24 protein-coding genes and 1 tRNA gene are annotated in these 24,902 nt (G+C 64.3%); 18 read left to right on the forward strand and 7 right to left on the reverse strand.

The features are described from left to right. The 8 genes from cyoB to NJF35_RS00470 all read left to right on the forward strand — a co-directional run bounded on the left by cyoB (position 1) and on the right by NJF35_RS00470 (position 7,350). Positions 1-2,022 (forward strand): cytochrome o ubiquinol oxidase subunit I, encoded by a 2,022-nt coding sequence (gene cyoB / locus NJF35_RS00435; protein ID WP_225788581.1) that lies wholly within the window; start codon positions 1-3, stop codon positions 2,020-2,022. Positions 2,023-2,025: 3 nt separating this feature from the next. Further along, positions 2,026-2,649, forward strand: a complete 624-nt coding sequence (gene cyoC / locus NJF35_RS00440) for a cytochrome o ubiquinol oxidase subunit III (RefSeq protein WP_225788582.1) — start codon at positions 2,026-2,028, stop codon at positions 2,647-2,649. Continuing rightward, entirely contained in the window at positions 2,649-2,981 is a 333-nt protein-coding gene (gene cyoD, locus NJF35_RS00445) for a cytochrome o ubiquinol oxidase subunit IV (protein WP_225788583.1), read from the forward strand. The genes cyoC and cyoD overlap by 1 nt, the downstream gene beginning before the upstream one ends. Positions 2,982-2,992: 11 nt before the next feature. Continuing rightward, complete coding sequence (gene cyoE, locus NJF35_RS00450) at positions 2,993-3,880, forward strand: heme o synthase (RefSeq protein ID WP_225788584.1); 888 nt, start codon at positions 2,993-2,995, stop codon at positions 3,878-3,880. Between the two features lie 252 nt (positions 3,881-4,132). Beyond that, positions 4,133-5,341 carry an alanine transaminase gene (gene alaC, locus NJF35_RS00455; protein WP_225788585.1) on the forward strand — a complete coding sequence of 403 codons (1,209 nt, stop codon included), beginning with the start codon at positions 4,133-4,135 and terminating at the stop codon, positions 5,339-5,341. A gap of 232 nt (positions 5,342-5,573) precedes the next feature. After that, complete coding sequence (locus tag NJF35_RS00460) at positions 5,574-5,960, forward strand: YkgJ family cysteine cluster protein (RefSeq protein WP_225788586.1); 387 nt, start codon at positions 5,574-5,576, stop codon at positions 5,958-5,960. Positions 5,961-6,194: 234 nt separating this feature from the next. After that, the gene (locus NJF35_RS00465) at positions 6,195-6,758 is read left to right on the forward strand and encodes a GNAT family N-acetyltransferase (protein ID WP_225788587.1); all 564 of its coding nucleotides are present in this window, start codon (positions 6,195-6,197) and stop codon (positions 6,756-6,758) included. A gap of 52 nt (positions 6,759-6,810) precedes the next feature. Next, entirely contained in the window at positions 6,811-7,350 is a 540-nt protein-coding gene (locus tag NJF35_RS00470) for a hypothetical protein (RefSeq protein ID WP_225788588.1), read from the forward strand. Between the two features lie 193 nt (positions 7,351-7,543). Here the strand turns inward: NJF35_RS00470 and mnmH are convergent, their stop codons facing one another. Beyond that, a complete protein-coding gene (gene mnmH, locus NJF35_RS00475; protein ID WP_253090569.1) occupies positions 7,544-8,662 on the reverse strand; it encodes a tRNA 2-selenouridine(34) synthase MnmH in 1,119 nt (372 codons plus the stop codon). Next, positions 8,662-9,696: a selenide, water dikinase SelD gene (gene selD, locus NJF35_RS00480; RefSeq protein WP_253090570.1), complete on the reverse strand. Its 1,035-nt coding sequence runs from the start codon at positions 9,694-9,696 to the stop codon at positions 8,662-8,664. Before selD ends, mnmH begins: the two co-directional genes overlap by 1 nt. Before the next feature lie 187 nt (positions 9,697-9,883). On the opposite strand from selD, the gene NJF35_RS00485 reads away from it, so the two are divergent. Genes NJF35_RS00485 through phnE form a run of 4 tightly spaced genes read left to right on the forward strand, consistent with a single transcriptional unit; the run spans position 9,884 to position 13,114 of the window. After that, on the forward strand, positions 9,884-10,738 hold the full coding sequence (locus NJF35_RS00485; protein ID WP_225788591.1) for a putative selenate ABC transporter substrate-binding protein: 855 nt from the start codon (positions 9,884-9,886) through the stop codon (positions 10,736-10,738). After that, a complete protein-coding gene (locus tag NJF35_RS00490; protein ID WP_253090571.1) occupies positions 10,735-11,529 on the forward strand; it encodes a phosphonate ABC transporter ATP-binding protein in 795 nt (264 codons plus the stop codon). Before NJF35_RS00485 ends, NJF35_RS00490 begins: the two co-directional genes overlap by 4 nt. Continuing rightward, complete coding sequence (locus NJF35_RS00495) at positions 11,523-12,350, forward strand: PhnE/PtxC family ABC transporter permease (RefSeq protein WP_225788593.1); 828 nt, start codon at positions 11,523-11,525, stop codon at positions 12,348-12,350. The genes NJF35_RS00490 and NJF35_RS00495 overlap by 7 nt, the downstream gene beginning before the upstream one ends. Then, positions 12,347-13,114 carry a phosphonate ABC transporter, permease protein PhnE gene (phnE, locus tag NJF35_RS00500; RefSeq protein WP_253080788.1) on the forward strand — a complete coding sequence of 256 codons (768 nt, stop codon included), beginning with the start codon at positions 12,347-12,349 and terminating at the stop codon, positions 13,112-13,114. Before NJF35_RS00495 ends, phnE begins: the two co-directional genes overlap by 4 nt. On the opposite strand, the gene NJF35_RS00505 is transcribed toward phnE, so the two are convergent. Beyond that, the gene (locus tag NJF35_RS00505; protein WP_253090572.1) at positions 13,077-13,628 is read right to left on the reverse strand and encodes a GNAT family N-acetyltransferase; all 552 of its coding nucleotides are present in this window, start codon (positions 13,626-13,628) and stop codon (positions 13,077-13,079) included. The genes phnE and NJF35_RS00505 overlap by 38 nt on opposite strands. A 181-nt stretch (positions 13,629-13,809) precedes the next feature. Here NJF35_RS00505 and NJF35_RS00510 point away from each other — a divergent pair, with 181 nt between their 5' ends. Beyond that, positions 13,810-14,901: a diguanylate cyclase gene (locus NJF35_RS00510; RefSeq protein WP_253090573.1), complete on the forward strand. Its 1,092-nt coding sequence runs from the start codon at positions 13,810-13,812 to the stop codon at positions 14,899-14,901. Positions 14,902-14,992: 91 nt separating this feature from the next. Here the strand turns inward: NJF35_RS00510 and NJF35_RS00515 are convergent, their stop codons facing one another. The 4 genes from NJF35_RS00515 to NJF35_RS00530 form a co-directional block, all read right to left on the reverse strand. Then, positions 14,993-17,404, reverse strand: a complete 2,412-nt coding sequence (locus tag NJF35_RS00515) for a TonB-dependent siderophore receptor (RefSeq protein WP_225788597.1) — start codon at positions 17,402-17,404, stop codon at positions 14,993-14,995. A 102-nt stretch (positions 17,405-17,506) separates the two neighbouring features. Continuing rightward, on the reverse strand, positions 17,507-18,445 hold the full coding sequence (locus tag NJF35_RS00520; protein WP_253090574.1) for a FecR domain-containing protein: 939 nt from the start codon (positions 18,443-18,445) through the stop codon (positions 17,507-17,509). 3 nt (positions 18,446-18,448) lie between these two features. Beyond that, positions 18,449-18,940, reverse strand: coding sequence for a sigma-70 family RNA polymerase sigma factor (locus NJF35_RS00525; protein ID WP_253090575.1), 492 nt, complete (start codon positions 18,938-18,940; stop codon positions 18,449-18,451). A 355-nt stretch (positions 18,941-19,295) separates the two neighbouring features. Then, a tRNA-Leu gene (locus NJF35_RS00530) sits at positions 19,296-19,380 on the reverse strand. A gap of 108 nt (positions 19,381-19,488) precedes the next feature. Between NJF35_RS00530 and queA the strand changes: the two genes are divergently transcribed. The 5 genes from queA to secF all read left to right on the forward strand — a co-directional run bounded on the left by queA (position 19,489) and on the right by secF (position 24,889). Continuing rightward, positions 19,489-20,538: a tRNA preQ1(34) S-adenosylmethionine ribosyltransferase-isomerase QueA gene (gene queA / locus NJF35_RS00535; protein ID WP_225788600.1), complete on the forward strand. Its 1,050-nt coding sequence runs from the start codon at positions 19,489-19,491 to the stop codon at positions 20,536-20,538. A gap of 14 nt (positions 20,539-20,552) precedes the next feature. Beyond that, a complete protein-coding gene (tgt, locus tag NJF35_RS00540; RefSeq protein WP_225788664.1) occupies positions 20,553-21,668 on the forward strand; it encodes a tRNA guanosine(34) transglycosylase Tgt in 1,116 nt (371 codons plus the stop codon). Positions 21,669-21,708: 40 nt separating this feature from the next. Continuing rightward, positions 21,709-22,044, forward strand: coding sequence for a preprotein translocase subunit YajC (gene yajC / locus NJF35_RS00545; RefSeq protein ID WP_023382222.1), 336 nt, complete (start codon positions 21,709-21,711; stop codon positions 22,042-22,044). A gap of 63 nt (positions 22,045-22,107) precedes the next feature. After that, entirely contained in the window at positions 22,108-23,970 is a 1,863-nt protein-coding gene (gene secD / locus NJF35_RS00550; protein WP_253090576.1) for a protein translocase subunit SecD, read from the forward strand. Between the two features lie 10 nt (positions 23,971-23,980). Then, positions 23,981-24,889 (forward strand): protein translocase subunit SecF, encoded by a 909-nt coding sequence (gene secF, locus NJF35_RS00555; protein WP_225788602.1) that lies wholly within the window; start codon positions 23,981-23,983, stop codon positions 24,887-24,889. Positions 24,890-24,902: the final 13 nt, after the last annotated feature.

Here is a 24,902-nt window from a genome sequence, read left to right on the forward strand (position 1 = left end):
ATGTTCGGTAAACTAAGTCTGGAGGCGATACCCTATCACGAGCCGATAGTCATGGTGACGCTTGCCATGATCGCGCTCGGTGGTATCGCTTTGATCGGTGCTATCACCTATTACCGCAAGTGGACCTACTTGTGGACCGAGTGGCTGACCACGGTCGACCACAAGAAGATCGGGGTGATGTACATCATCGTCGCGATGGTCATGCTGCTGCGTGGCTTCGCCGACGCCATCATGATGCGTACCCAGCTGGCCGCGGCCACTGGCGGCGCCGAAGGCTACCTGCCGCCTGAACACTATGACCAGATCTTCACCGCCCACGGTGTGATCATGATCATCTTCATGGCGATGCCGTTCTTCACTGGCCTGATGAACCTGGCCGTGCCCCTGCAGATCGGTGCGCGTGACGTCGCCTTCCCGTTCCTGAACTCCCTGAGCTTCTACCTGCTGCTGGCAGGCGTGCTGCTGGTCAACATCTCGCTGGGCGTTGGTGAATTCGCCAAGACCGGCTGGGTGGCCTATCCGCCGCTTGCGGGTATCCAGTACAGCCCTGGCGTGGGCGTGGACTACTACATCTGGGCGCTACAGCTCTCCGGATTGGGTACGACGCTTACCGGCGTGAACTTCCTCGTCACCGTGATGAAGATGCGCGCGCCTGGCATGAAACTGATGGACATGCCGATCTTCACCTGGACCTGCACCTGGGCCAACGTCCTGATCGTCGCTTCCTTCCCGATCCTGACCGCTGCCCTGGCCCTGCTGACCGTTGACCGTTATCTGGACTTCCACATCTTCACCAACGAGCTTGGTGGGAACCCGATGATGTACGTCAACCTGTTCTGGGCGTGGGGTCACCCTGAGGTCTACATCCTGATCCTGCCGGCCTTCGGTGTGTTCTCGGAAGTCACCTCGACCTTCGCTGGCAAGCGTCTGTTCGGCCACCACTCGATGATCTACGCATCGGGCGCGATCGCCGTCCTGGGCTTCGCCGTATGGCTGCACCACTTCTTCACCATGGGTGCCGGCGCCAGCGTCAACACCTTCTTCGGCCTGGCGACGATGCTGATCTCCATTCCGACCGGTGTGAAGCTGTTCAACTGGCTGTTCACCATCTACCAGGGCCGTCTGCGCTTCACCGCGCCGATCATGTGGACCCTGGGCTTCATGGTCACCTTCTCCATCGGTGGCATGACCGGCGTCCTGCTGGCTGTTCCAGGTGCTGACTTCGTCCTGCACAACAGCCTGTTCGTGATCGCCCACTTCCACAACGTGATCATCGGTGGTGCGGTATTCGGCTACATCGCCGGTTTCGCCTACTGGTTCCCGAAAGCCTTCGGTTTCACCCTGAACGAGAAGTGGGGCAAGGCTGCCTTCTGGTTCTGGATCTCCGGCTTCTACGTAGCGTTCATGCCGCTGTACGCCCTGGGCTTCATGGGCATGACCCGTCGTCTGAACCACTCGGACAACCCGGCTTGGGAACCGTACCTGTACGTTGCCGTCGTCGGCGCCGTGCTGATCCTGTTCGGTATCGCCTGCCAGCTGATCCAGCTGTACGTGTCGGTCCGCGACCGCAACCAGAACCTGGACGTGACCGGCGACCCATGGGGTGGCCGTACCCTGGAATGGTCGACTTCGTCGCCACCTCCGTTCTACAACTTCGCCCACATGCCTGAGAAGGTTGGCCTGGACGCCTGGCACGAAGCCAAGGAAGCCGGTGTCGCCTACAAGGTGCCGGGCAAGTACGAGCCGATCCACATGCCGAGCAACACCTCCACCGGTCTGTTCATGGGTCTGTTCCTGACCGTGTTCGGCTTCGCCTTCATCTGGCACATCTGGTGGCTGGTTGGCGCGAGCCTGGTTGCGACCATCGCTGTCTTCGTTCGCCACGCTGCGCGTGACGACCAGGGCTACATGGTTCCGGCCGAAGAAGTGGCGCGTATCGAAGGCGAGCGCATGAAGGCGCTGGCCCAGGCCGGTGCACTGCCTGCCGGCGGCGCACGTGTCGAATCGTTTGAGCGGGTGTAATCAATGTCCAGTCAAGTAATCCACGGCGCTGCTCATGGTCACGACCATGGGCACGACGATCACCACCACGACTCGGGCCAGATGACCGTCCTCGGTTTCTGGCTGTACCTGATGACCGACTGCATCCTGTTTGCGTCGCTCTTCGCCACCTACGCGGTGCTGTCCGGCAGTTTTGCCGGCGGCCCGTCGGGTCATGACATCTTCCAGCTCGATTTCGTAGCTGTTGAAACCGCACTGCTGCTGCTGTCGTCGATCACCTTCGGCTTCGCCATGCTGCAGATGTTCAAGGGCAACAAGGGCGGCGTGCTGGGCTGGTTGGCCATCACCTTCCTGTTCGGTGCCGGCTTCATCGCGATGGAAGTCTATGAGTTCCATCACCTGATCTCCGAAGGCTACGGTCCGAACCGCAGTGGCTTCCTGTCGGGCTTCTTCGCCCTGGTCGGTACCCACGGTCTGCACGTGACCTCGGGCCTGATCTGGATGGCTGTGCTGATGTATCAGATCCAGACCAAGGGCATCACCCCGACCGCCAAGACCCGCATGAGCTGCCTGAGCCTGTTCTGGCACTTCCTGGACGTGGTCTGGATCTGCGTCTTCACCGTCGTCTACCTGCTGGGGGTTCTGTAATGGCCAATGCACACGACACTCATCACGAAGGTAACCACGGCAGCGTGAAGTCCTACATGATCGGCTTCGTGCTGTCGATCATCCTGACTGCGATCCCGTTCGGCCTGGTGATGTACCCGAGCCTGCCGAAGAACCTGACCGTCCTGATCGTGGTGGCCCTGGCCGTCATTCAGGTGGTGGTGCACCTGGTGTACTTCCTGCACATGGACCGCTCGAAAGAGCAACGTTCCAATGTGTCGACGTTCCTGTTCACCACCTTGGTAATCGCTCTGCTGGTCGGCCTGTCGCTGTGGATCATGTTCAGCATCCACATCGAAATGATGGCCAAGTGAGGTAAGACTGCATGTCCGTTAAGCACTTTATCCAAATCACCAAACCGGGGATCATTTTCGGTAACGTGCTTTCCGTGGCAGGCGGTTTCTTCCTTGCCGCGAAGGGCCATGTGGACTTCGCCCTGTTCCTGGCGGTGGTCGTCGGTACTTCCCTGGTCGTCGCGTCCGGTTGCGTGTTCAACAACTGCATCGACCGCGACATCGACCAGAAGATGGAACGTACCAAGAACCGTGTCATGGTCCAGGGCGGCATGCCGCTGACCATTGCGCTGGCCTACGCCACCCTGCTCGGGGTGGCGGGCTTCAGCCTGCTGTATGTCCAGGCCAACCCCCTGGCGGCGTTCTGCGCGCTGGTCGGCTTCATCGTCTACGTGGGCTTCTACAGCCTGTGGCTCAAGCGTAAATCGGTGCACGGCACCCTGGTTGGCAGCCTGTCCGGTGCCATGCCTCCGGTGATCGGCTACTGCGCCGTGAGCAACAGCTTCGACCTGGCCGCAGTGACCCTGCTGGTGATGTTCAGCCTGTGGCAGATGCCGCACAGCTTCGCGATCGCCATCTTCCGCTTCAAGGACTACAGCGCTGCCAACATTCCGGTCCTGCCGGTGGCGCGCGGTATCCTCGCGGCGAAGAAGCAGATCGTGCTGTACGTGCTGGCTTTCGTGCTCGCTACCCTGATGCTGACCCTTGGCGGTTATGCTGGCCTCGGCTACCTGGCCGTGGCGGCCGCCATGGGCCTGTACTGGCTGTACATGGCCTGGGGTGGCTACAAGGCCGAGGACGACAGCAAATGGGCGCGCAAGGTGTTTGGCTTCTCCATCCTCACCGTCACTGCCCTGAGCGTGATGATGTCGGTGGACAGCCAGACGGCAGCCGATGTGCTGATGACCTACGCGCGCTGACAGTCGCCTGCTACGTGAAAACCCCGGCCTTGTGCCGGGGTTTTTCATTTTGTGCTGCTTGTGCCGGCCCCTTTCGCGGGCAAGTTCGAACACCGCAGATCTAATGGATTCAATAAATTCGTCTGAAAAACTCTAGGCGGACAAGAAAAATCCCTTTACAGAAATTCTCTTTCGGGATTATCTTCCGAATCGGCCACCGCAGTGGCCAACGTCGCTCGGACGGTTCCGGGCGCTTACGTCTTCGAGGAAAGCATGGCCGACCAAGGTTCGCCGCGCCGTTTCGCGCGCATCGATCGTCTCCCCCCCTACGTCTTCAATATCACCGCCGAGCTCAAGATGGCTGCCCGCCGCCGTGGCGAGGACATCATCGACCTGAGCATGGGCAACCCCGACGGTGCCACGCCGCCTCATATCGTCGAGAAGCTGGTGCAGGTCGCCCAGCGTGACGACACCCACGGCTATTCCACGTCCCGCGGCATCCCACGCCTGCGCCGGGCCATCTCGCGCTGGTACCAGGAGCGCTACCAGGTGCAGATCGACCCGGAAAGCGAAGCCATCGTCACCATCGGCTCGAAGGAGGGCCTGGCCCACCTGATGCTGGGCACCCTCGATCACGGCGACACGGTGCTGGTGCCCAACCCCAGCTACCCGATCCACATCTACGGCGCGGTGATCGCCGGTGCCCAGGTGCGTTCGGTGCCGTTGGTGCCGGGCGTGGACTTCTTCAATGAGCTGGAGCGGGCGATCCGCGAGTCGATCCCCAAGCCGAAGATGATGATCCTGGGCTTCCCGTCCAACCCCACCGCGCAGTGCGTCGAGCTCGACTTCTTCGAGCGTGTGGTGGCCCTGGCCAAGCAGTACGACGTGCTGGTGGTCCATGACCTGGCCTATGCCGACATCGTCTACGACGGCTGGAAGGCCCCCTCGATCATGCAGGTGCCGGGCGCCAAGGACATCGCGGTGGAATTCTTCACCCTGTCCAAGAGCTACAACATGGCCGGCTGGCGCATCGGTTTCATGGTCGGCAACCCGGAGCTGGTCAGCGCCCTGGCGCGGATCAAGAGCTACCACGACTATGGCACCTTCACCCCCTTGCAGGTAGCAGCCATCGCTGCGCTGGAAGGCGACCAGCAGTGCGTGCGCGATATCGCCGAGCAGTACCGCCAGCGCCGCAACCTGCTGGTCAAGGGCCTGCACGAGCTGGGCTGGATGGTCGAGAACCCCAAGGCGTCGATGTACGTCTGGGCGAAGATCCCGCAAGCCTACGCGCACATGGGCTCGCTGGAGTTCTCCAAGAAGCTGCTGGCCGAGGCCAAGGTCTGCGTCTCGCCGGGTATCGGTTTCGGTGACTATGGCGACGATCATGTGCGCTTTGCCCTGATCGAGAACCAGGACCGCATTCGCCAGGCGATCCGTGGGATTCGCCAGATGTTCCGGGCCGACGGCTTGGCTCGCAAGTAAGCGACAAGCTCGTAGCTTCAAGCCGCAAGCAGGCCCGTGTGAAGGCGGCCTCTTGCGGCTTTTCAGTTCATGCGGGGTAGGAGGCCGACGCGATTCGTCTTGCAGCTTGCCGCTTGAAGCTGATAAATGGCGAGATTTTTTGCAATCCCCCTCTTCTCAACCCCCCCATCCTTGGATTAAAAATGGCGCGCGGGCAGCGCCCCGATAACAACAACCTTCCCTCCGTGTCATCATGTCCGAATACAACCCTTGCCTTGACTGCGGCGCTTGCTGCGGGTACTTCCGTGTGTCCTTCTTCTGGGGCGAATGCCAATCCGCGGGCGGTCTGGTGCCCGATGACCTGGTGGTGCAGATCAACCCGACCCGGGTCGCCATGATCGGCACCGATGCCAAGCCCTGCCGTTGCATCGGCCTGGATGGGGAGATCGGCAAGCAGGTCGCCTGTACGCTCTATGCCAACCGTTCGACCCCTTGCCGTGAATTCGAGGCGTCCTGGGCCCATGGCGTGCACAACCCCAGTTGCGATGCCGCCCGGGCCCACTATGGGCTGGCGCCGTTGACTCCGCCGGAAGCCAACGAGCCGCATTGGCCGGATGATGACGGGGCGGCGGTGGCCTGAGCTGTCTGCTGCGCATTGGGGCTGCTGTGCAGCCCATCGCCGGCAAGCCGGCTCCCACAGGAGGTCTGTGGTGCTCCACATATCGTGTGTCATGCAGAAGACCCTGTGGGAGCCGGCTTGCCGGCGATAGGGCGCGAAGCTGCCCCAAATGGCAAACAGGCCGACTCCACTACTGCCTTGTCTCCCCGCTGACGCTAGACTGTCATCTTCTTCGCAATGGACAGGAGTCCCGGCGTGACCCCACCCCGCAGTTTCCCCAGCGACCTGTGCCTCGATAGCCCACGGCTGCAGCTGCGCCCCATGCGTCATGGCGACGCTCCTCGATGGCTGGCGATCATGGCCGATCCAGAGGTCATGCGTTACTGGCACCACGCGCCCTGGCACGACTTGGCCGAGGCCGAGAGCGCCCTGGCTGCCGATCGCGAGGCCTATGCCAGCGGCCAGATGCTCAAGCTGGGCATGTACCGCCGCGACAACGGCGAGCTGATCGGCATGGTCCAGTTGTTCAACATCGACGAAGCGTCTCGCCGCGGCGAGATCGGCTACTGCCTGGCCAGCGCCGTGCAAGGCCGTGGCTACATGGACGAGGCGCTGACCTGCTTCATCGACTACCTGGCCCATACCCTGCACATGCGCCGCCTGGAAGCGGAGATCGACCCGCGCAACACCGGCTCGGCACGTACCCTGGAGCGCCAGGGCTTCGTCCTCGAGGGCACCTTGCGGGCGCGCTGGTGCGTGGCAGGCGAGTTCACCGACTCGGGCATCTACGGCTTGCTGCTGGAGCCGCCTGTCGCATGAGGCCTGGGTGCTGTATGGTCAGGGGCCTGCCCAGAGCCGATGGAGCACGCGGTTGCCTGCCTACTACCTGACCTTCAGCCTGCTGCTGTACCTGCTCGCCTTGTGCTTCGATGGCGTCCTGACGGGGGCCGGGCGGCACATGCCAGCGTTGCAGATGCTGCTGTATGGCCCATGGGGCGTGCCCTTCGGCTTGTACCAGTGGTTCGCCAACCCCTTGCTGGCGGTGGCGATCCTGGCGCACCGGCGCTTTCGTCGGCTGGCGCTGCTGCTCGGCTTGGGAGCCTTGTACCTGGCTGCGAGCAGCTTCGGCATCGAGCGCCTGCCAGACAACCAGAGCTATGCCTTCCAGGACGTCACGGGTTTTGGTGCCGGTTTCTACCTGTGGTTGCTGGCCATCCTGCTGTTTTGCGTGGGCCAGGCCTGGTGGTGCTGGAAGGCGCGCAGTGCCAATGACATGCCTGACTGGCACTGGCTCGATGTGGCGCTGATCGCCGCGCTTGGCGTGACGCTGTATGCCGGGGCCCAGATGCCTTCGCTGCAGTTCGATGTGGACAAGGTGCTGATGCCGCCGGAGCAGCCGCAGTCGTTTTGAAAAGTGGTCGTGTGGTGTCAGCAAGAGGCGTTCGAGGCGCTCCGGCAAGCCCGTTGGCTTGGCGAAGGCTGGGGCCGCTTCGCAGCCCTTTCGCGACATCAAGGCCGCTCCAGGAGCCTGCAGATCGCATCATTGGTGATCGAAGCGGCCTTGTCGGGGCGCCGAGGCGCCGCGAATGGGCTGCAAAGCAGCCCTAGGGGGCTACGCGAGGTTCGCGCCGAGCCCTGGCCTTGAGGTATTCCCGCACTTCCACGCCATCCCCGGCGAACTCGATACGGCTGGCCTTGGCTTCGCGCTGGTAGGCATACATCGGGTCGTAGTACTCGTTGAGCAACCCTTCGATCCAACCCCGGTGCAGGCTCACATCGCCGCTGCGCAGTTGCTCGTCCAGCGCTTGCCCCAACAGGGCCGACAGGCGCTGGAAGCGCTCGCCGCCCAGGCGCTTGTGGATATTGGCCATGCTCTGCAGCATCCGCTCGGCGAACAGCCGGCGACCGTTCTCTTCGCCATGCAGGGCGACGAACTCGGCGCAGAGGTTGATCACGTAATCGCGCAGGATGCGCTCCACGCGATTAGCGAAGCTGTCTTCCAGCCACACCAGCGGGTACTGTTGCATGCCCTGGTACAGCTCCAGCGGCACCGAGCAGCTACCGACGATACGCCCTTCGTCTTCGAGCACGAACTGTTGCATGCCCTTGGCGCGCTTCTTCAGCACGTCGATGGCCAGGCGGTTTTCGAAATCGATCTGCGCCGGTTGTGCGGTGGCGCGCTTGCCGAAACTGGAACCACGGTGGTTGGCGTGGCCTTCCAGGTCGAGCACGTTGTCCAGCTGGTGCAGCACGTCGGTCTTGCCGGTGCCGGTGAGGCCGCCCACCAGCACGAAATCGCACTGCTCGACCGCCTGCTGGGTGGTCTCCAGCAGGAAGGTCCGCATGGCCTTGTAGCCGCCCTTGACCTTGGGGTACTGGATACCGGCTTCATCCTTCAGCCAGCCCTGGACGATCTGCGAGCGCAGGCCGCCGCGCAAGCAGTACAGGTAGCCGTGCGGATGGGCCTGGGCGAACGTGGCCCAGGCTTCCAGGCGCTGCTGCTTGGTGGCGCCGTTGACCAACTGGTGGCCCAGGGCGATGGCGGCGGCCTGGCCGTGCTGCTTGTAGCAGGTGCCGACCTTCTGCCGTTCCTGGTCGTTCATCAGCGGCAGGTTGACGGCGCCGGGGAAGGCGCCTTTGGCGAATTCGACCGGTGCGCGCATGTCCATCATCGGCACATCGTCGAGGAACAACTGGCGGTAATCGGTGCAGTCGTGGCGCATCAGAACACCTCGACCGCGTGGCTCTGTCGCTCGACCAGCTCGCCGATCGGCGACAGCGACAGGCCCAGTTCGGCGGCCACGGCGAGGAACTCGGCTTCGCCTTCGGGGCTCACGGCCACCAGCAGGCCACCGCTGGTCTGCGGGTCGCACAGCAGGTGTTTCTGGTCGTCGTTCAGGGCGCCGATCCGGTGGCCGTAGCTGTCGAAGTTGCGCAAGGTGCCGCCGGGGATGCAGCCCTCGGCCAGGTAGTGCTCGACGCTGGGCAGGCGCGGCACGGCATCGAACTGCAGCCGCGCGGTCAGGCCGCTGCCATCGGCCACTTCGACCAGATGCCCGAGCAAGCCAAAACCGGTCACGTCGGTCATGGCCTTGACCCCATCGAGCTTGCCGAAGCGGCTGCCAGGGGTATTGAGGGTGCACATCCAGTCGCGGGCCAGCCCTTGGTCCTGCTCACGCAGCTTGGACTTCTTCTCGGCCGTGGTGAGGATGCCGATGCCCAGCGGCTTGGTCAGGTACAGGCGGCAGCCCTGGGTGGCGGTATCGTTGCGCTTGAGGTCGCGTTTGCCGACCACGCCGGTGACGGCCAGGCCGAAGATCGGTTCGGGCGCATCGATGGAGTGGCCGCCAGCCAAGGGGATACCCGCTGCGGCGCACACGGCGCGGCCGCCGCGGATCACTTCGCGGGCCACTTCCGGCGGCAGCAGGTTGACCGGCCAGCCGAGGATGGCGATGGCCATCAGCGGGTCGCCGCCCATGGCGTAGATGTCGCTGATGGCGTTGGTGGCGGCGATACGGCCGAAATCGTACGGGTCGTCGACGATGGGCATGAAGAAGTCGGTGGTCGAGACCACGCCGCGCTCGTCGTCCAGCGCATACACTGCGGCGTCGTCGCGCGAAGCGTTGCCCACCCAGAGCTTCGGGTCCAGGGCTTGGGCACCGCTCTCGGCGAGGATCACATCCAGCACCTTCGGAGAGATCTTGCAGCCACAGCCGGCGCCGTGGCTGTACTGGGTCAGGCGAATCGGCTCGCTCATACGCACCTCTGATTTTCGTGATGCGCGATTGTAGCAAAGCTGGCCTTTGCGCCAGCGCCTCTTATAATCCCCTCCATCCAGCGGCAAGCTTCAAGCAGCCAGTGCACCGATTTGCTCTTTCTTGCAGCTCGTAGTTTCTTTGGCAGCTCGCCGCTGATCTTCCCCGCTATTGAACCGGAGAACCCCCATGCTCAAACGTCCCCTGGCGCTTGCCGCCGGCCTCGCGCTGTCCTGCTGTGCCGTCATCGCCCAGGCTGCTGAAACCTTGCGGGTGAGCGCCATCCCCGACGAGGCGCCGACCGAACTGCTGCGCAAGTTCAAGCCGTTGGGCGAGTACCTGGAGAAGCAACTGGGCATGGACGTGAAGTTCGTGCCGGTGGCGGACTACCCCGCGGTGGTCGAGTCGCTGGCGAGCGACAAGCTGGACCTGGCCTGGCTGGGCGGCTTCACCTTCGTCCAGGTGCACCTGAAGGACCCGGCCGCGACGCCGTTGGTGCAGCGTGAGCAGGATGCCCAGTTCACCAGCAAGTTCATCACCGCCAACCCGGACGTGCACAGCCTGGCCGACCTCAAGGGCAAGACCTTCGCCTTCGGTTCGATCTCGTCGACCTCCGGCAGCCTGATGCCACGTTACTTCATGCTCAAGAACGACAACATCAAGCCCGAGGGCTATTTCAGCCGCATCGCCTACTCCGGCGCCCATGACGCCACTGCTGCCTGGGTCCAGGCCGGCAAGGTCGACGCCGGCGTGCTCAACGCCAGCGTGTGGGACAAGCTGGTCGCCTCGGGCAAGGTCGATACCAGCAAGGTGAAGGTGTTCGCCACCACGCCGACCTACTACGACTACAACTGGACCGTGCGCGGCAAGATGGACCCGGCCCTGAAAGAGAAGATCAAGCAGGCCTTCCTCGCCCTCGACCCGGCCAACCCGGAGCACAAGGCGATCCTCGACCTGCAGGCCGCCAGCCGCTTCATCGAGACCAAGCCTGAGAACTACGTGGGCACCGAGCAAGCCGCACGCGAGGCCGGCCTGCTCAAGTGACTATCCATCTGCACGGCGCAGGCCTGCGCCATGGCCAGGTCCGCGCCCTCGAAGCGGTGGACCTGCGCATCGACAAGGGCGAGCGGGTGGCGATCATCGGCCCGTCCGGGGCCGGCAAGTCCAGCCTGCTGCACCTGATCGCCACCGCCGTACGGCCCAGCGCGGGGCGCTTGGAGCTGCTCGACGAGCAGCCCTGGGCACTGTCGTCCGGGGCCCGCCAGCGCTTGCGCGCGCGGGTTGGCCTGGTGCACCAGGCACCGCCGCTACCGCCGCGCCAGCGGGTGGTCACCGCCGTGCTGGCCGGGCGCCTGGGGCAGTGGGGAACGTTGCGCGGCTTGCTCAACCTGATCTATCCCAGCGATGTGCCGGGTGCGCGCCAGGCGCTTGCCGAGCTGGGCCTGGCCGACAAACTGTTCGTCCAGTGCGGGCAGTTGTCCGGTGGCCAGTTGCAACGGGTGGGCATCGCCCGGGCGCTGTATCAGCGCCCCGACGTGCTGTTGGCCGACGAACCGGTCTCGGCCATGGACCCGGTGCTGGCCGAGCACAGCCTGGCGCTGCTCAACCGCCATGCCCGTGAGCACGGCGTGACCCTGGTGGCCAGCCTGCATGCGGTGGAACTGGCGCTGGCGCATTTCCCCCGGGTGGTCGGCATCCGCGATGGCCAGGTGGTTTTCGACTGCCCGGCCGAGGCCGTTACCGAGAGCCTGCTGGATGCGCTCTACGCCAACGAGCAACTCAGCTCACCGCCTGTGCCGGGGCCGACCTTGACGGTGCAGATCCCGCGATGCTGAAGGCCGATGCCCGCGACCCGGCGGCCTTGCCCCGTCTGTTGCTGACCTTGCTGGCCCTGGCCGTGTTGTGGCCAGGGGTGCAATTGAGCGAATTGAACCCCGGCGTGCTGCTGCAGGAGGAGAACCGGCAGCAGATGGGCAGCTTCGTCGCGGCCTTCTGGCCGCCTGCCCATGACCGCGACTTTCTCGCATTGCTGTTCGAGGCCACCTTGCAGACCCTGGCCGTGGCGACCGCCGGCATGGCCCTGGCGCTGCTGCTGGCGGTGCCGACGAGCCTGCTGGCCAGCCGTGCGCTGTCGCTGGGCGCGGCATCCCGGGGCGGGCGTGCCGGGCCCTGGTCGCGCATCCTGCGCCTGCCGGTACGGGGCCTTCTGGTGTTCCTGCGCAGCGTGCCGGAGATCGTCTGGGCGCTGTTGTTCGTGCGTGCCGTGGGGCTGGGGCCGACCGCTGGCGTGCTGGCCATCGCCATCACCTACAGCGGCATGCTCGGCAAGGTCTATGCGGAGATCTTCGAGTCGGTCGACCAGCGCCCGGTCCATGCCCTGTTGCAGGCGGGCAGCGGCCGGCTGGCGGCCTTCTTCTACGGTATCCTGCCCAATGCGGCCGCGGAGGTGGTGTCGTACACCGTCTACCGTTGGGAGTGCGCGGTGCGGGCCTCGGTGGTGATGGGGTTCGTCGGTGCGGGCGGGCTGGGGCAGCAGATCGACCTGTCCATGCGTATGTTCGCCGGGGCCGAAGTGGCGAGCATGCTGCTGGCGTTCCTGGTGCTGGTGATGCTCGCCGACCTGCTCAGCCGCATCCTGCGTGGGAGGTTGGCGTGAGCCGTTTGCTCAACCTGTTGGTGATCGTCTGCATCCTGGCAGCGGTGGTGGCCTCGTTCGGCTACCTGGAGCTGGACCTCGCCTCGGTGATCGGCCACGGTGGGTTGGCGCAGATGGGCGAATATGCCACGCGCTTCCTCAGCCCGGACCTGTCCACCGACCATTTGCGGGCAGTGGGTTGGGGGGCCTTGGAGACTCTGGCCATGTCCGGCCTGGGCACCTTGCTGGCGATGGCCCTGGGGTTGCTGCTGGCGCTGCCTGCCGCAGGGCGATTCGGTTGGCCCTTGCAATCGCTGGCGCGCCTGCTGCTCAACGCCCTGCGTGCCATTCCCGAGCTGGTCTGGGCGGCCCTGACCGTCCTGGCCGCAGGCCTTGGGCCGAATGCCGGCACCCTGGCGCTGGCCTTGCACACCACCGGTGTGCTTGGCCGACTGTTCGCCGAAGCGCTGGAAAATGCACCCGCTGAGCCTGCTGCAGCCATCCGCCTGCAGGGCGGTAGCCAGGCCGTGGCGTTCTGTTTCGGTACCTTGCCCAACCTCTGGCCGCAGTTGCTCGCCTACAGCCTGTACCGCTGGGAGAACAACATCCGCATGGCCAGCGTGCTCGGCTTCGTGGGCGCGGGTGGGTTGGGGCAGATGCTCTATACCACCTTGAGCCTGTTCCAGGAGGCGCAGGCCAGTACGGTGATCATCGCCATGCTGGTGCTGGTGTTGCTGGTGGATGCGTTCAGCGACCTGTTGCGTCAGCGCTATGTGCGTGCTTGAGGTGGGGGGAGGGTGTAGCAAGAGGTTTATCGGGGTCGCAGAGCACTTGCCTCATCTGCACCAACGCCACCCTGCCACCCTCCGGCGCCTGCCGTTCCTCGATGCCAAACGGCACGAAGCCCAGCTGTGGATAAAGCAGCAACCCGGCGGTGTTGTGGTTGAAGCACGACACCCACACCTCCCGCGCCGCGAACTGTTCCCGTGCCTTGTCGATCATGCATTGCACCAGGTAGCGCGCTACGCCACGGCCACGCGCCTTCGGCGCCACCACCACATTACCCAAGGCGCACACGCCACCGTGCTCGGCCTTGTAGAAGTTGGCGAAGCCCAGCACCTCGTCATCGGCCTCGACCACCGTCGAGCCGCTGCGCTGGGCGATGGCTTCGCTCAGTTGGGCCGGGGTCAGGGGGTAGCTGGCCTTGGGGAACATGTAGAACAGCTCGTCCGGGCCCTGGGGAAAGCGGCAGATGGCAGCGATGTCGGCGGGCTGGGCAGGGCGGTGGTTCAGGCGCATGGCAGGCTGGAAGTAGTGGATTCCGAGATGACATTATCCATGCCCATGCAATTCGTCCAGGTTATTTGAAGTCGGCTTCTGGCTGATGGCACAATGCCGCGGTCGCCGTACCCCAGGGCCTTTCCCCGCCCTGTCGCCTGTCCGGTGCCCTCCAGGACAGCAGTCGAATCGGTGATCCTCTATGAGCGAGCGAACGGGTAAGGGCCTCTCTTTTGCCAAGCGCATGTACGTGCCGCGTGCCATCGGCACGGGGCTGGGCTTCTTCTGTGTGATGATCGGCATCTGGCCGCTGCAGCCGGCCTGGTGGACATGGGCGTTGCTGGTGGCCCATGGCTTCGTCTGGCCGCACCTGGCTTTCCAGATCGCCCGGCTGTCGTCGCAACCTTTTCGCTGCGAGCAGCGCAACCTGGTGTTCGACGGCTTCGCCGGCGGCTGCTGGGCTGGGGTCATGGGCCTGAATCCGCTGCCGAGCGTGATCATCCTGTCGATGATCGCCATGGACAAGATCGCCGCTGGCGGCTGGCACATGCTGTTCAAGACCCTCCTGGCCCAGTTGCTGGGCATCGGCCTGGGCCTGTGGCTGTACGCGCCGCCGCTGTTCCCCGAGACCAGCCAGGCGCAGATGCTCGCCTGCCTGCCGATCCTGCTGGTCTACCCCATGGCCATCGGCATGATCTGCTACCGGGTCACCGTACTGCTTGGCGAGCACAAGCGTGCCCTGGCACGCCTGAGCCAGACCGACAGCCTGACCGGGCTGATCAACCACGGTGCCTGGAAAGACCTGTTGCTGCGTGAATTCGAGCACTGTCGCGCCAACCACCTGCCCAATACCCTGGCCCTGATCGATATCGACCACTTCAAGCAGATCAACGATGGCCATGGGCATCTGGCCGGGGACAATATTCTACGTATCGTCAGCGCCTTCTTTTCCAGTTACCTGCGCAAGAGCGACCCCGTGGCCCGCTATGGAGGGGACGAGTTCTGCGTCATGCTCCCCGGCACCACACCGGCACAGGCCAGGGAAATCCTCGAGCGCCTGCGCCAGGCTGTCGAGGAATACCGCGACCCTGCCCTGGCGCATTTGCGCCTGAGCCTGAGTATCGGCATCGCGCCTTTCGGGCTGCACCTGACCGATGCCGAGGCCTGGCTGCATGAGGCGGACACGGCGCTCTACCAGGCCAAGAGCGAAGGTCGCAATCGCACCGTGGTAGCGGGGACCAGTTGGGTTGACTGGTCCGGGAACAGCAGCACGGGCTTCCAAGCGCAGCATTGAGACGACGCAGTTCCATGCCTTGGGGCCTCTGGCTCCCAAGGCCGGTAAGGACACGTTCACCGAGCTCGTCGAAACCAAGGGCCCCTGTACCTCAGTAGGCGTAGCGCAACGTCGTCATGAAGTTGCGCGGCGCGCCATACAGCCCGGCGGCGGTGGTGGTGTAGTACTCCTTGTCGAACAGGTTGTTGACGTTGAGCGTGGCCGACAGCGACGGGGTGATCTGGTAGCGCGCCATCAGGTTGGCCAGGGCATAGCTGCTCTGGGTGGTGGCGTAGCTCAGGTCGTAGCCGGTCTCGCTCTGCCAGTTCACCCCGCCGCCGACGGTCAGCTTGTCCAGCGCACCGGGCAGGCGGTAGGTGGTGAACAGCTTGACGCTGTTGCGCGGGATCTCGGTGACGATGCGATGGTCGTCATCGTTGAAGCTGACGCTGTAGGAGTAGCCGCCGGTGATCTGCCAGCCGTCGGCGAGTTCACCATTGACCTCCAGCTCCACGCCTTCGCTGGTGGTGCCGCTCTCGGCCTTGTAGGCCTGGTAGCCATTGGGTTGCAGGCGGTCACCGTCGGCCACCGCGAGGTTGTCTTGCTCGACCCGGAACAGCGCCAGGCTGGCATTGAGCCGGCCTTCGTAGAAGCCTGCCTTCAAGCCCAGCTCGTAGCCCGTGCCCTCCAGGGGATCGAGGGGGGTGCCATTGACGTCGCGGATGTTCGACGACTGTGGGTTGAAGATCTGCGTGTAGCTGGCGTAGGCGGTCCAGGTGTCGTCCAGGTCATAGACGAAGCCGGCATAGGGGATGACGATGCCGGTCTCGGTGCGCTCGCTCTTGCTGCTCGAACCGGCATAGAGACGGCTCTTGCTCTCGCGGTTCCAGTCCACCACCCGTGCGCCGACGATGAGGCTGGCGGCATCGCTCAGGTGCCAGCGCGACGTCAGGTAGGCGCCGTACTGGGTTTCGGTCAGGTCGTCTTCGCCGATTTTGTTGAATACCGGTTTGGGCGCATGGCCGTCCCAGGTATAGATGTTGTCGATGGTGCCCTGGTAGCCGGACCCTGGGCGCTGCCAGCCGCCATAGTTGGCGGTGCCGCGCTCCTCGATGCGTGACAGGGTGACGCCGGTGATCAGTTCGTGTTCACGGCCGAACAAAGGGAAGGTGCCGGTCATGTAGGCGTCGAGGTTGTCCTGCTCGGGCGTGGCCTTCCAGCGGGTCGGCATGATGTAGGCCCCGGCACCGGTGGCCTTGTCGATTTCGCCGCTCATGTAGGTGACCACGCTGTCGTAGTCATTGCGGGCGTGGCTGTATTCCAGCTTGCCGCTCCAGCCGTTGGCGAAGTGCTGCTCGACCGAGGCGAAAAGTGTGCTCTGCTTGCGGTCGTAGTAGGTCCAGTCGGGCGAGGGGTTGAACGAGCGGCGGATGTCGGTCAGGTCGCCGTCGGTGGTGAACAGCGGAAAGCCCGTGCGCATCGGCGCGTTGGCGTGGGTGACCTGGTGGCTGAAGCCCAGTGTCAGCAGGGTCGAGTCGCTCAGGTCGAGTTCGGTGATGCCATAGAGGGTCGACAGCTCCTGGTTGAAGCGGTCGATCCAGGCATGCTGGTCCTTCTGGTCGGCGACGAAGCGGCCACGCACGTTGCCGCTGTCGTTCAGCGCGCCGCCCACATCCACGCTCAGGCCGTAGCGGTCCCAGCTACCGGCTTCGGCCGACAGCAGGACCTGTGGATCCACGGTGGGGCGCTTGCGGATCAGGTTGATGGTCGCCGACGGGTTGCCCAGCCCGCTGATCAGGCCGGTGGCACCGCGCACCACTTCGACTCGGTCGTACATGGCGGTGTTCTGGGTGTAGTTGTCCATGCGCGACGAGGTGGGTACGCCGTCGATCTCGAAGTTGTTGATCGGGAAGCCGCGCGACAGGTAGGTGGTGCTGTCGCCGCCAATGCTTTCGCGTACCACGGTGATGCCGGTGGTGGCGTCGAGGGCGTCGGTGAGGTTGTCGAGCTTCTGGTCTTCCAGGCGCTGGCGGGTCAGCACGGTGACCGATTGTGGGGTTTCCTTGAGCGACAGGTTCAGGCGGGTCGAGCTGCTCGACGACTCGGTGGTGTAGGAGCCCGAGCCCTCGGTGGTCGAGCCCGGCGCCTTGCCGGAGATGCTCAGGGCGGTCAGCTCCAGGGCGGTTTCTCCCGGTGCCGAAACCGGCATCAGCACGTAGCCGCCATTGCTCTGGCGCCGCGCCTGCAGGCCACTGCCGGCCAGCAGATGGGCCAGGCCATCCTCCACCGAGTAGTGGCCACGCAGGCCGGGCGAGGTCAGGCCTTGGGTCTGCTCGCTGGCGAACGACAGGTTCACCCCCGCATGGCTGGCGAACTGGCTCAGGGCGGAACCCAGTGGGCCCGGCTCGATCTCGAAATGACGGGCCTGGTTCTGCTCGGCAGCGTAGGCCGTGGGGATCAAGGGCGTGGCGATCAGGCCAAACAAGGCCAGGTGGATGGCATGGGCCAGGGCAAGACGGGGCATCGTGTTTTCCTAGGGTTGGCGTGGCAAAGGTGCGGCAGTTGTCGCCGCTTCAGTGCTTGGCCGAATGAGAATGAAAATCGGCAACCCTTTGCAGGAAATTTTTCATGCGGCCTCGATGCGCACCCAGTAGCGGGTCAGGTAACGCACCCGGATCGGCAGTGATGTGGCCAGGTTTTCCAGGATGCGATCGCTATCGTCCAGGCGGAAGGCGCCGGAGACGCGCAGGTCGGCGACGGCGTCGCTGCAGGCCAGCAAGCCCGGGCGGTAGCGGCCGAGCTCGACGACCAGGTCGCGCAGGCGCCAGTCCACCACCATCAGCATGCCGCGCACCCAGGCATCGCTATCGTCGGGCAGGGGGCTCGGCACATCCAGGCGATGATCGTCGAACCAGGCCTGTTGGCCGGCTTCCAGTCGCAGCAGGCGGCTGGGGGACTGTGCCGGACGCAGTTCGACCGCATGCGCCGTGACCTGGACCAGGCAGCGCTGGCCTTCGCTGCGTACGCTGAAGCGCGTGCCCAGGGCGCGGATGCTGCCCTGTGGGGTATGCACGATGAAGGGCCGCTGCGCCGTATCGGCTGCCGTCTGGATGAGGACTTCGCCGTGGTGCAGGCGTACCTCGCGCAGGGTCGCGCCATAGAGAACGTCCAGGGCACTGTTGGTGTTGATCTCCAACCGCCCGCCATCGGCCAGGTGCACATGGCGCCGCTCGCCTTTGCGGGTACGATACTGCGCCAGCCGCGACGACAACGGTTCGATCACCTGCAGGCCCCAGCCCGTGGCGCCAGCGGCCAGCAACAGCCCCAGCACCTTGGCCACCGCCCGGCGCCTTGTGCGGACACCGGCCAGGGCCGGCAGGGCGATCTCGCCGGGGAGTGTGTCGAGCTGGCGTTGCAATTTTTCTAATCGTGCCCAGGCCCTGGCGTGGCGCTCGTCCTGCTCCAGCCACGCTTGCCAGCCAGCATGATCGGCCTGGCCTGGCGGCGCGGCATTGAGCTGCACGTACCAGGTGGCCGCGGCCTCCAGCACCTTGCGCTCCAGCATCGCTCAGTCTTCCACCAGCAGCAGGCACTGGGTCATGGCGCGGATCATGTGCTTCTTCACCGTGGTCACCGACACGTTCAGGCGCTGCGCCGTGGCCACGTAGCTCAGGCCTTCCAGTTGCACCGCCAGGAATACCGTACGGGTGCGATCGCCCAGGCCGTCGAGCATGGCATCCACGGCGGTGAGGGTTTCGAGGATCAGCAGGCGCGTTTCCGGGGAGATGTCCAGCGGCTCCGGGCGCAGGGCCAGGGCGTCGAGGTAGGCCTGTTCCACGGCACGGCGGCGGAAGCGATCGATCATCAAGGCGCGGGCGATGGAGCTGAGGTAGGTGCGCGGTTCGCGGATGGCCTCGACGTTGCGGGCGGCCAGCACGCGCATGAAAGTGTCCTGCGCCAGGTCGGCGGCATCGCTGGAGTTGCCCAGGCGTGCGCGGAGCCAGGTGTTCAGCCAGCCGTTGTGGGTCTGGTAGAGCTGGTGCAGGGTGGCGGAGGGCATGATCGGCTCTTCATGAGAATGATTCTCTGTAATGTTGGCTTATGTGTTTGTTCAGAACAAGGGGCTTTTTCGTTGTTCCGCTTGTGCCTCGTCAACGGGGCACTGCAATCGCTGCATTGGGCGTATGCGGAGGCTGCATGGATGTGCGAAACGAGATCGTTGATCGCGTTGGAAGGCGGTGTAGGGGCGTTGTGCGCCCCAATCGCGACACAAGGCCGCTCCCACAGGCAGAGCGCTGAAGTGGGAAATAATGCCTTGTCTATCGGAATCACCTGCGGCGTGCTGGAACGGTCGGATTGGCATCCAGAATTCCAGGCATAAAAAAACCGACCATAAGGTCGGTTCTTTCGGATCTTGGTGCCCCGAGGGAGACTCGAACTCCCACTCCTTTCGAAAACGGATTTTGAATCCGCCGCGTCTACCAATTCCGCCATCAGGGCTTGTGGCGCCGCAGTATAGAGAGGCGTCGAGGGTCGGTCAATCGGGTTTCATGGTCAATTTTCGCGCGTTGGGCTAAACTTTCCGGCCCTGTCGAACCGAACACCATCATGCGCGTCGCCGATTTTTCCTTCGAACTCCCCGATTCCCTGATCGCCCGCCACCCCCTGGCCGAGCGCCATGGCAGCCGTCTGCTGGTCCTCGACGGGCCGAGCGGGGCGCTTTCGCACCGGCGCTTCACCGACCTGCTCGAATACCTGCGCCCGGGCGACCTGATGGTGTTCAACAATACCCGGGTGATCCCGGCGCGGCTGTTCGGCCAGAAGGCCTCCGGTGGCAAGCTGGAGGTGCTGGTCGAGCGCGTGCTGGACAACCACCGCGTGCTCGCCCACGTACGCGCCAGCAAGGCGCCCAAGCCGGGTACGCAAATCCTCATCGACGGCGGCGGCGAGGCCGAGATGGTCGCGCGCCACGAGACGCTGTTCGAGCTGCGGTTCAGCGAGGACGTGCTGCCGCTGCTGGAGCGGGTAGGGCACATGCCGCTGCCGCCTTATATCGACCGGCCCGACGAAGGCGCCGACCGCGAGCGCTACCAGACCGTCTACGCCGAACGTGCCGGCGCGGTGGCAGCGCCCACGGCGGGGCTGCACTTCGACGAGTCGCTGCTGGAGAAGATCGCCGACAAGGGCGTGGCATGCGCCTTCGTCACCCTGCACGTGGGGGCCGGGACCTTCCAGCCGGTGCGCGTCGACAAGATCGAGGACCACCACATGCACAAGGAGTGGCTGGAAGTCAGCCAGGCGGTGGTGGACGCCGTCGAGGCCTGCCGTGCCCGTGGCGGTCGGGTGATCGCGGTGGGGACCACCAGCGTGCGCTCGCTGGAGAGCGCGGCGCGTGATGGCCAGCTGAAAGCCTTCAGTGGCGACACCGACATCTTCATCTACCCGGGCCGGCCGTTCCATGTGGTCGATGCCCTGGTCACCAATTTCCACCTGCCGGAGTCCACGCTGCTGATGCTGGTCTCGGCCTTCGCCGGCTACCCCGAGACCATGGCTGCCTACGCGGCGGCGGTCGAGCAGGAGTACCGCTTCTTCAGTTACGGTGATGCCATGTTCATCACCCGCAATCCGGCGCCACGCGGCCCCGAGGATCAAGCATGAGTCGCACCTGTCGAATGTCCTTCGAACTGCTGGCCACCGACGGCAAGGCCCGTCGCGGTCGCCTGACCTTCCCCCGTGGCACGGTGGAAACCCCGGCGTTCATGCCGGTGGGCACCTATGGCACGGTCAAGGGCATGCTGCCACGCGATATCGAGGCCATCGGCGCCGAGATCATCCTTGGCAATACCTTCCACCTGTGGCTGCGCCCGGGTACCGAGGTGATCAAGAAGCACGGCAGCCTGCACGACTTCATGCAATGGAAAGGCCCGATCCTCACCGACTCCGGCGGCTTCCAGGTGTTCAGCCTGGGCGCCATGCGCAAGATCAAGGAAGAGGGCGTGACCTTCGCCTCGCCGGTGGACGGTTCCAAGGTGTTCATGGGGCCGGAGGAATCCATGCAGGTCCAACGCGACTTGGGCTCGGACATCGTGATGATCTTCGACGAGTGCACGCCGTACCCGGCCGAGCACGACGTGGCGCAAGCCTCCATGGAGCTGTCGCTGCGCTGGGCCCTGCGCTCGAAGAACGCCCATGCCGACAATACCGCGGCGCTGTTCGGCATCGTCCAGGGCGGCATGTACCAGGACCTGCGCATGCGTTCGCTGGAGGCCCTGGAAAACATCGGTTTCGACGGCCTGGCGATCGGCGGCCTGTCGGTGGGGGAGCCCAAGCACGAAATGATCAAGGTGCTGGACTACCTGCCGGCGCAGATGCCCGCTGACAAACCTCGTTACCTTATGGGGGTAGGCAAACCCGAGGATCTTGTGGAGGGTGTGCGCCGCGGCGTCGACATGTTCGATTGCGTGATGCCCACGCGCAACGCGCGCAACGGCCATCTGTTCGTCGATACCGGGGTGATCAAGATCCGCAACGCGTTCCATCGCCATGATGATTCGCCACTGGATCCAACCTGCGACTGCTACACCTGCAAGAACTTCTCTCGCGCTTATCTGCATCACTTGGACAAGTGCGGCGAAATGCTGAGCAGCATGCTGAATACGATCCACAACTTGCGCCATTACCAGCGTTTGATGGCCGGTTTACGCGAGGCTATTCAACAAGGTAAATTGGCCGCCTTTGTCGACGCCTTCTATGCCAAGCGCGGGCTGCCTGTGCCGCCCTTGGACTGACTGTCCGCACTTAACAAAACCTTAGTCACTGGAGTGCCCAATGAGCTTTCTGATTCCCGCCGCCTACGCGGACGCTGCTGCCCCTGCCGCCGGCCCCGCCGGTACCGGCTTCGAATGGATCTTCCTGGTCGGTTTCCTGGTCATCTTCTACCTGATGATCTGGCGTCCGCAGGCCAAGCGTGCCAAAGAGCAGAAGAACCTGCTGAGCAACTTGCAAAAAGGTGACGAAGTCGTCACCAACGGCGGTATCGCTGGCAAGATCGTCAAGGTTTCCGATGATTTCGTGGTCCTGGAAGTTTCCGACAACGTCGAGCTGAAGTTCCAGAAGGGCGCCGTGGCGGCGACCCTGCCAAAAGGTACGCTCAAGGCTATCTGAGTCATCGTTTTTCTTTTCCAGTCGGGGCGCGCAACGCGCCCCGCGTCTTGAACGGGCGGCGTGATGCTGAACAAATACCCTCTGTGGAAATACCTGCTGATCCTGGTGGTACTGGCGATCGGCTTTATTTATTCCGCTCCCAACCTCTACCCGGATGACCCGGCGGTGCAGATCAGCGGTGCCAGCTCGGCCCTGCAGGTCTCCCAGGCCGACCTGGACCGCGCCACCACGGCCCTGACCGATGCCGGCATCACCGTCAAGGGCAGCAGCCTGGGCGAGAAGGGCAGCGCGCTGGTGCGCCTGGTCAACCAGGAAGATCAGCTGCCGGCCAAGGATGTGGTGCGCAAGGCGATGGGCGATGATTACGTCGTGGCCCTGAACCTGGCCCAGACCACCCCGCAATGGCTGCGCAACCTGGGCGCCAGCCCGATGAAGCTGGGCCTGGACCTGTCCGGTGGTGTGCACTTCCTGCTGGAAGTGGACATGGACAAGGCCATGAACGCCCGCCTGAAGGTCTATGAAGGCGAAGTGAAGACCCTGCTGCGCAAAGAGCGCATCCGCTATCGCAGCCTGCCCCAGCAGGACGGCGGCATCATGCTGGGCTTCGCCAACGATGCCACCCGCGAGCAGGCCCGTAGCCTGATCCGCAAGAATTTCAATGACTTCGACCTGACCACCACCGAGCGCAACGAGCTCGCCGTGCTGCGTCTGGCGCTGACCCAGGCGAAAGTCGCCGAGATCCGCGAATACTCGATCAAGCAGAACCTGACCACCGTGCGCAACCGGGTCAACGAGCTGGGCGTGGCCGAGCCGCTGGTCCAGCGCCAGGGTGCCAACCGTATCGTGGTCGAGCTGCCAGGCGTGCAGGACACCGCCGAGGCCAAGCGTATCCTCGGCAAGACCGCCAACCTGGAGTTCCGCTTCGGTGCCGAGCCGGGCGCTTCCAAGGCCACCACCGAGGTGTTCGAGTTCCGTGAAGGCGGGCGCTCCGCCGCGGTCGAGCGTGGCTTGATCATCACCGGTGACCAGGTCACCGATGCCCAGGCCAGCTTCGACGAGCAGGGCCGCCCGCAGGTCAACATCCGCCTCGACGGCCACGGCGGCGAGCTGATGAGCCGCGCCACCCGCACCAATGTCGGTCGCAGCATGGCGGTGATCTTCATCGAGCAGAAACCGGTGACGCGCTATGTCAAGCAGACGGTCGATGGCGTCGAGAAGGAAGTGCCGGTACAGAGCTTCCAGGAAGAGAAGAAGATCATCAGCCTGGCCACTATCCAGTCGCCGCTGGGCAGCCAGTTCCGCATCACCGGCCTGAACGGCCAGGGCGAGTCGTCCGAGCTGGCCCTGCTGCTGCGCGCCGGTGGCCTGGCCGCGCCGATGTACTTCGCCGAGGAGCGCACCATCGGCCCGAGCCTGGGCGCCGACAACATCGTCAAGGGCATCGATGCCTCCCTGTGGGGCATGCTGTTCGTCTCGCTGTTCATCATGGCCATCTACCGTGGCTTCGGCGTGATCGCTACCATCGCCCTGGCGGGCAACATGGTCCTGCTGCTGGCGCTGATGTCGCTGTTGGGTGCGACGCTGACCCTGCCGGGTATCGCCGGTATCGTGCTGACCATGGGTATGGCGGTGGACGCCAACGTGCTGATCTTCTCGCGGATCCGCGAGGAAATCAGGGCTGGCATGTCGGTGCAGCGCGCCATCCACGAAGGCTTCAACCGTGCCTACACCGCGATCATCGACGCCAACCTGACCAGCCTGCTGGTCGGTGGCATCCTGTTCGCCATGGGTACCGGCCCGGTCAAGGGCTTCGCGGTCACCATGTCCCTCGGGATTTTCACCTCGATGTTCACCGCCGTCATGGTGACCCGCGCCATGGTCAACCTGACCTGCGGCGGGCGTGACATCAAGAAGCTGTGGGTTTGAGGGAGCTGCGATGAAAACCATCAATTTCATGGGCGTGCGCAATGTCGCGTTCGCCATTACCCTGCTCCTCACCGTGCTGGCCTTGTTCAGTTGGTGGCAGAAGGGCCTGAACTTCGGTCTGGACTTCACCGGCGGTACGCTCATCGAGCTGACCTACGAGCGTCCGGCGGACCTTACGACGGTACGTGCCGAGCTGGCCCAGGCGGGCTTCGGGGAGGCCGTGGTGCAGAGCTTCGGTGCCACCACCGACCTGCTGGTACGTATGCCGGGCGATGATCCGCAGTTGGGCAACCGTGTCGCGGCGGCCTTGCAGAAGGTTGGCGGCGACAACCAGGCGACGGTCAAGCGCGTCGAGTTCGTCGGCCCGCAAGTGGGCGAGGAACTGCGTGACCAGGGCGGCCTGGGCATGCTCCTGGCCCTGGGCGGCATCCTGGTCTACCTGGCCTTCCGCTTCCAGTGGAAGTTCGCCGTCGGTGCCATCGTCTCGCTGGTCCACGACGTGGTGGTGACGCTGGGTATCCTGTCGTTCTTCCAGATCACCTTCGACCTGACGGTGCTGGCTGCGGTGCTGGCGATCATCGGTTACTCGCTCAACGACACCATCGTCGTATTCGACCGCGTGCGCGAGAACTTCCGGGTCATGCGCAAGGCCTCGCTGATCGAGAACATCAACGTCTCGACCACCCAGACCCTGCTGCGGACCATCGCCACCTCGGTGTCGACCTTGCTGGCCCTGGCCGCGCTGCTGTTCTTCGGCGGCGACAACCTGTTCGGCTTCTCCCTGGCGCTGTTCATCGGTGTCCTGGCGGGTACCTACTCGTCGATCTACATCGCCAACGTGGTGTTGATCTGGCTGAACCTGAGCAGCGAAGACCTGATCCCGACGGTCAAGGCCGAGGGGGTGGACGACCGTCCGTAAGGCGTTGTCCTAC

This window comes from Pseudomonas guariconensis, assembly GCF_024127895.1.
GTDB classification, from domain to species: domain Bacteria; phylum Pseudomonadota; class Gammaproteobacteria; order Pseudomonadales; family Pseudomonadaceae; genus Aquipseudomonas; species Aquipseudomonas guariconensis_B.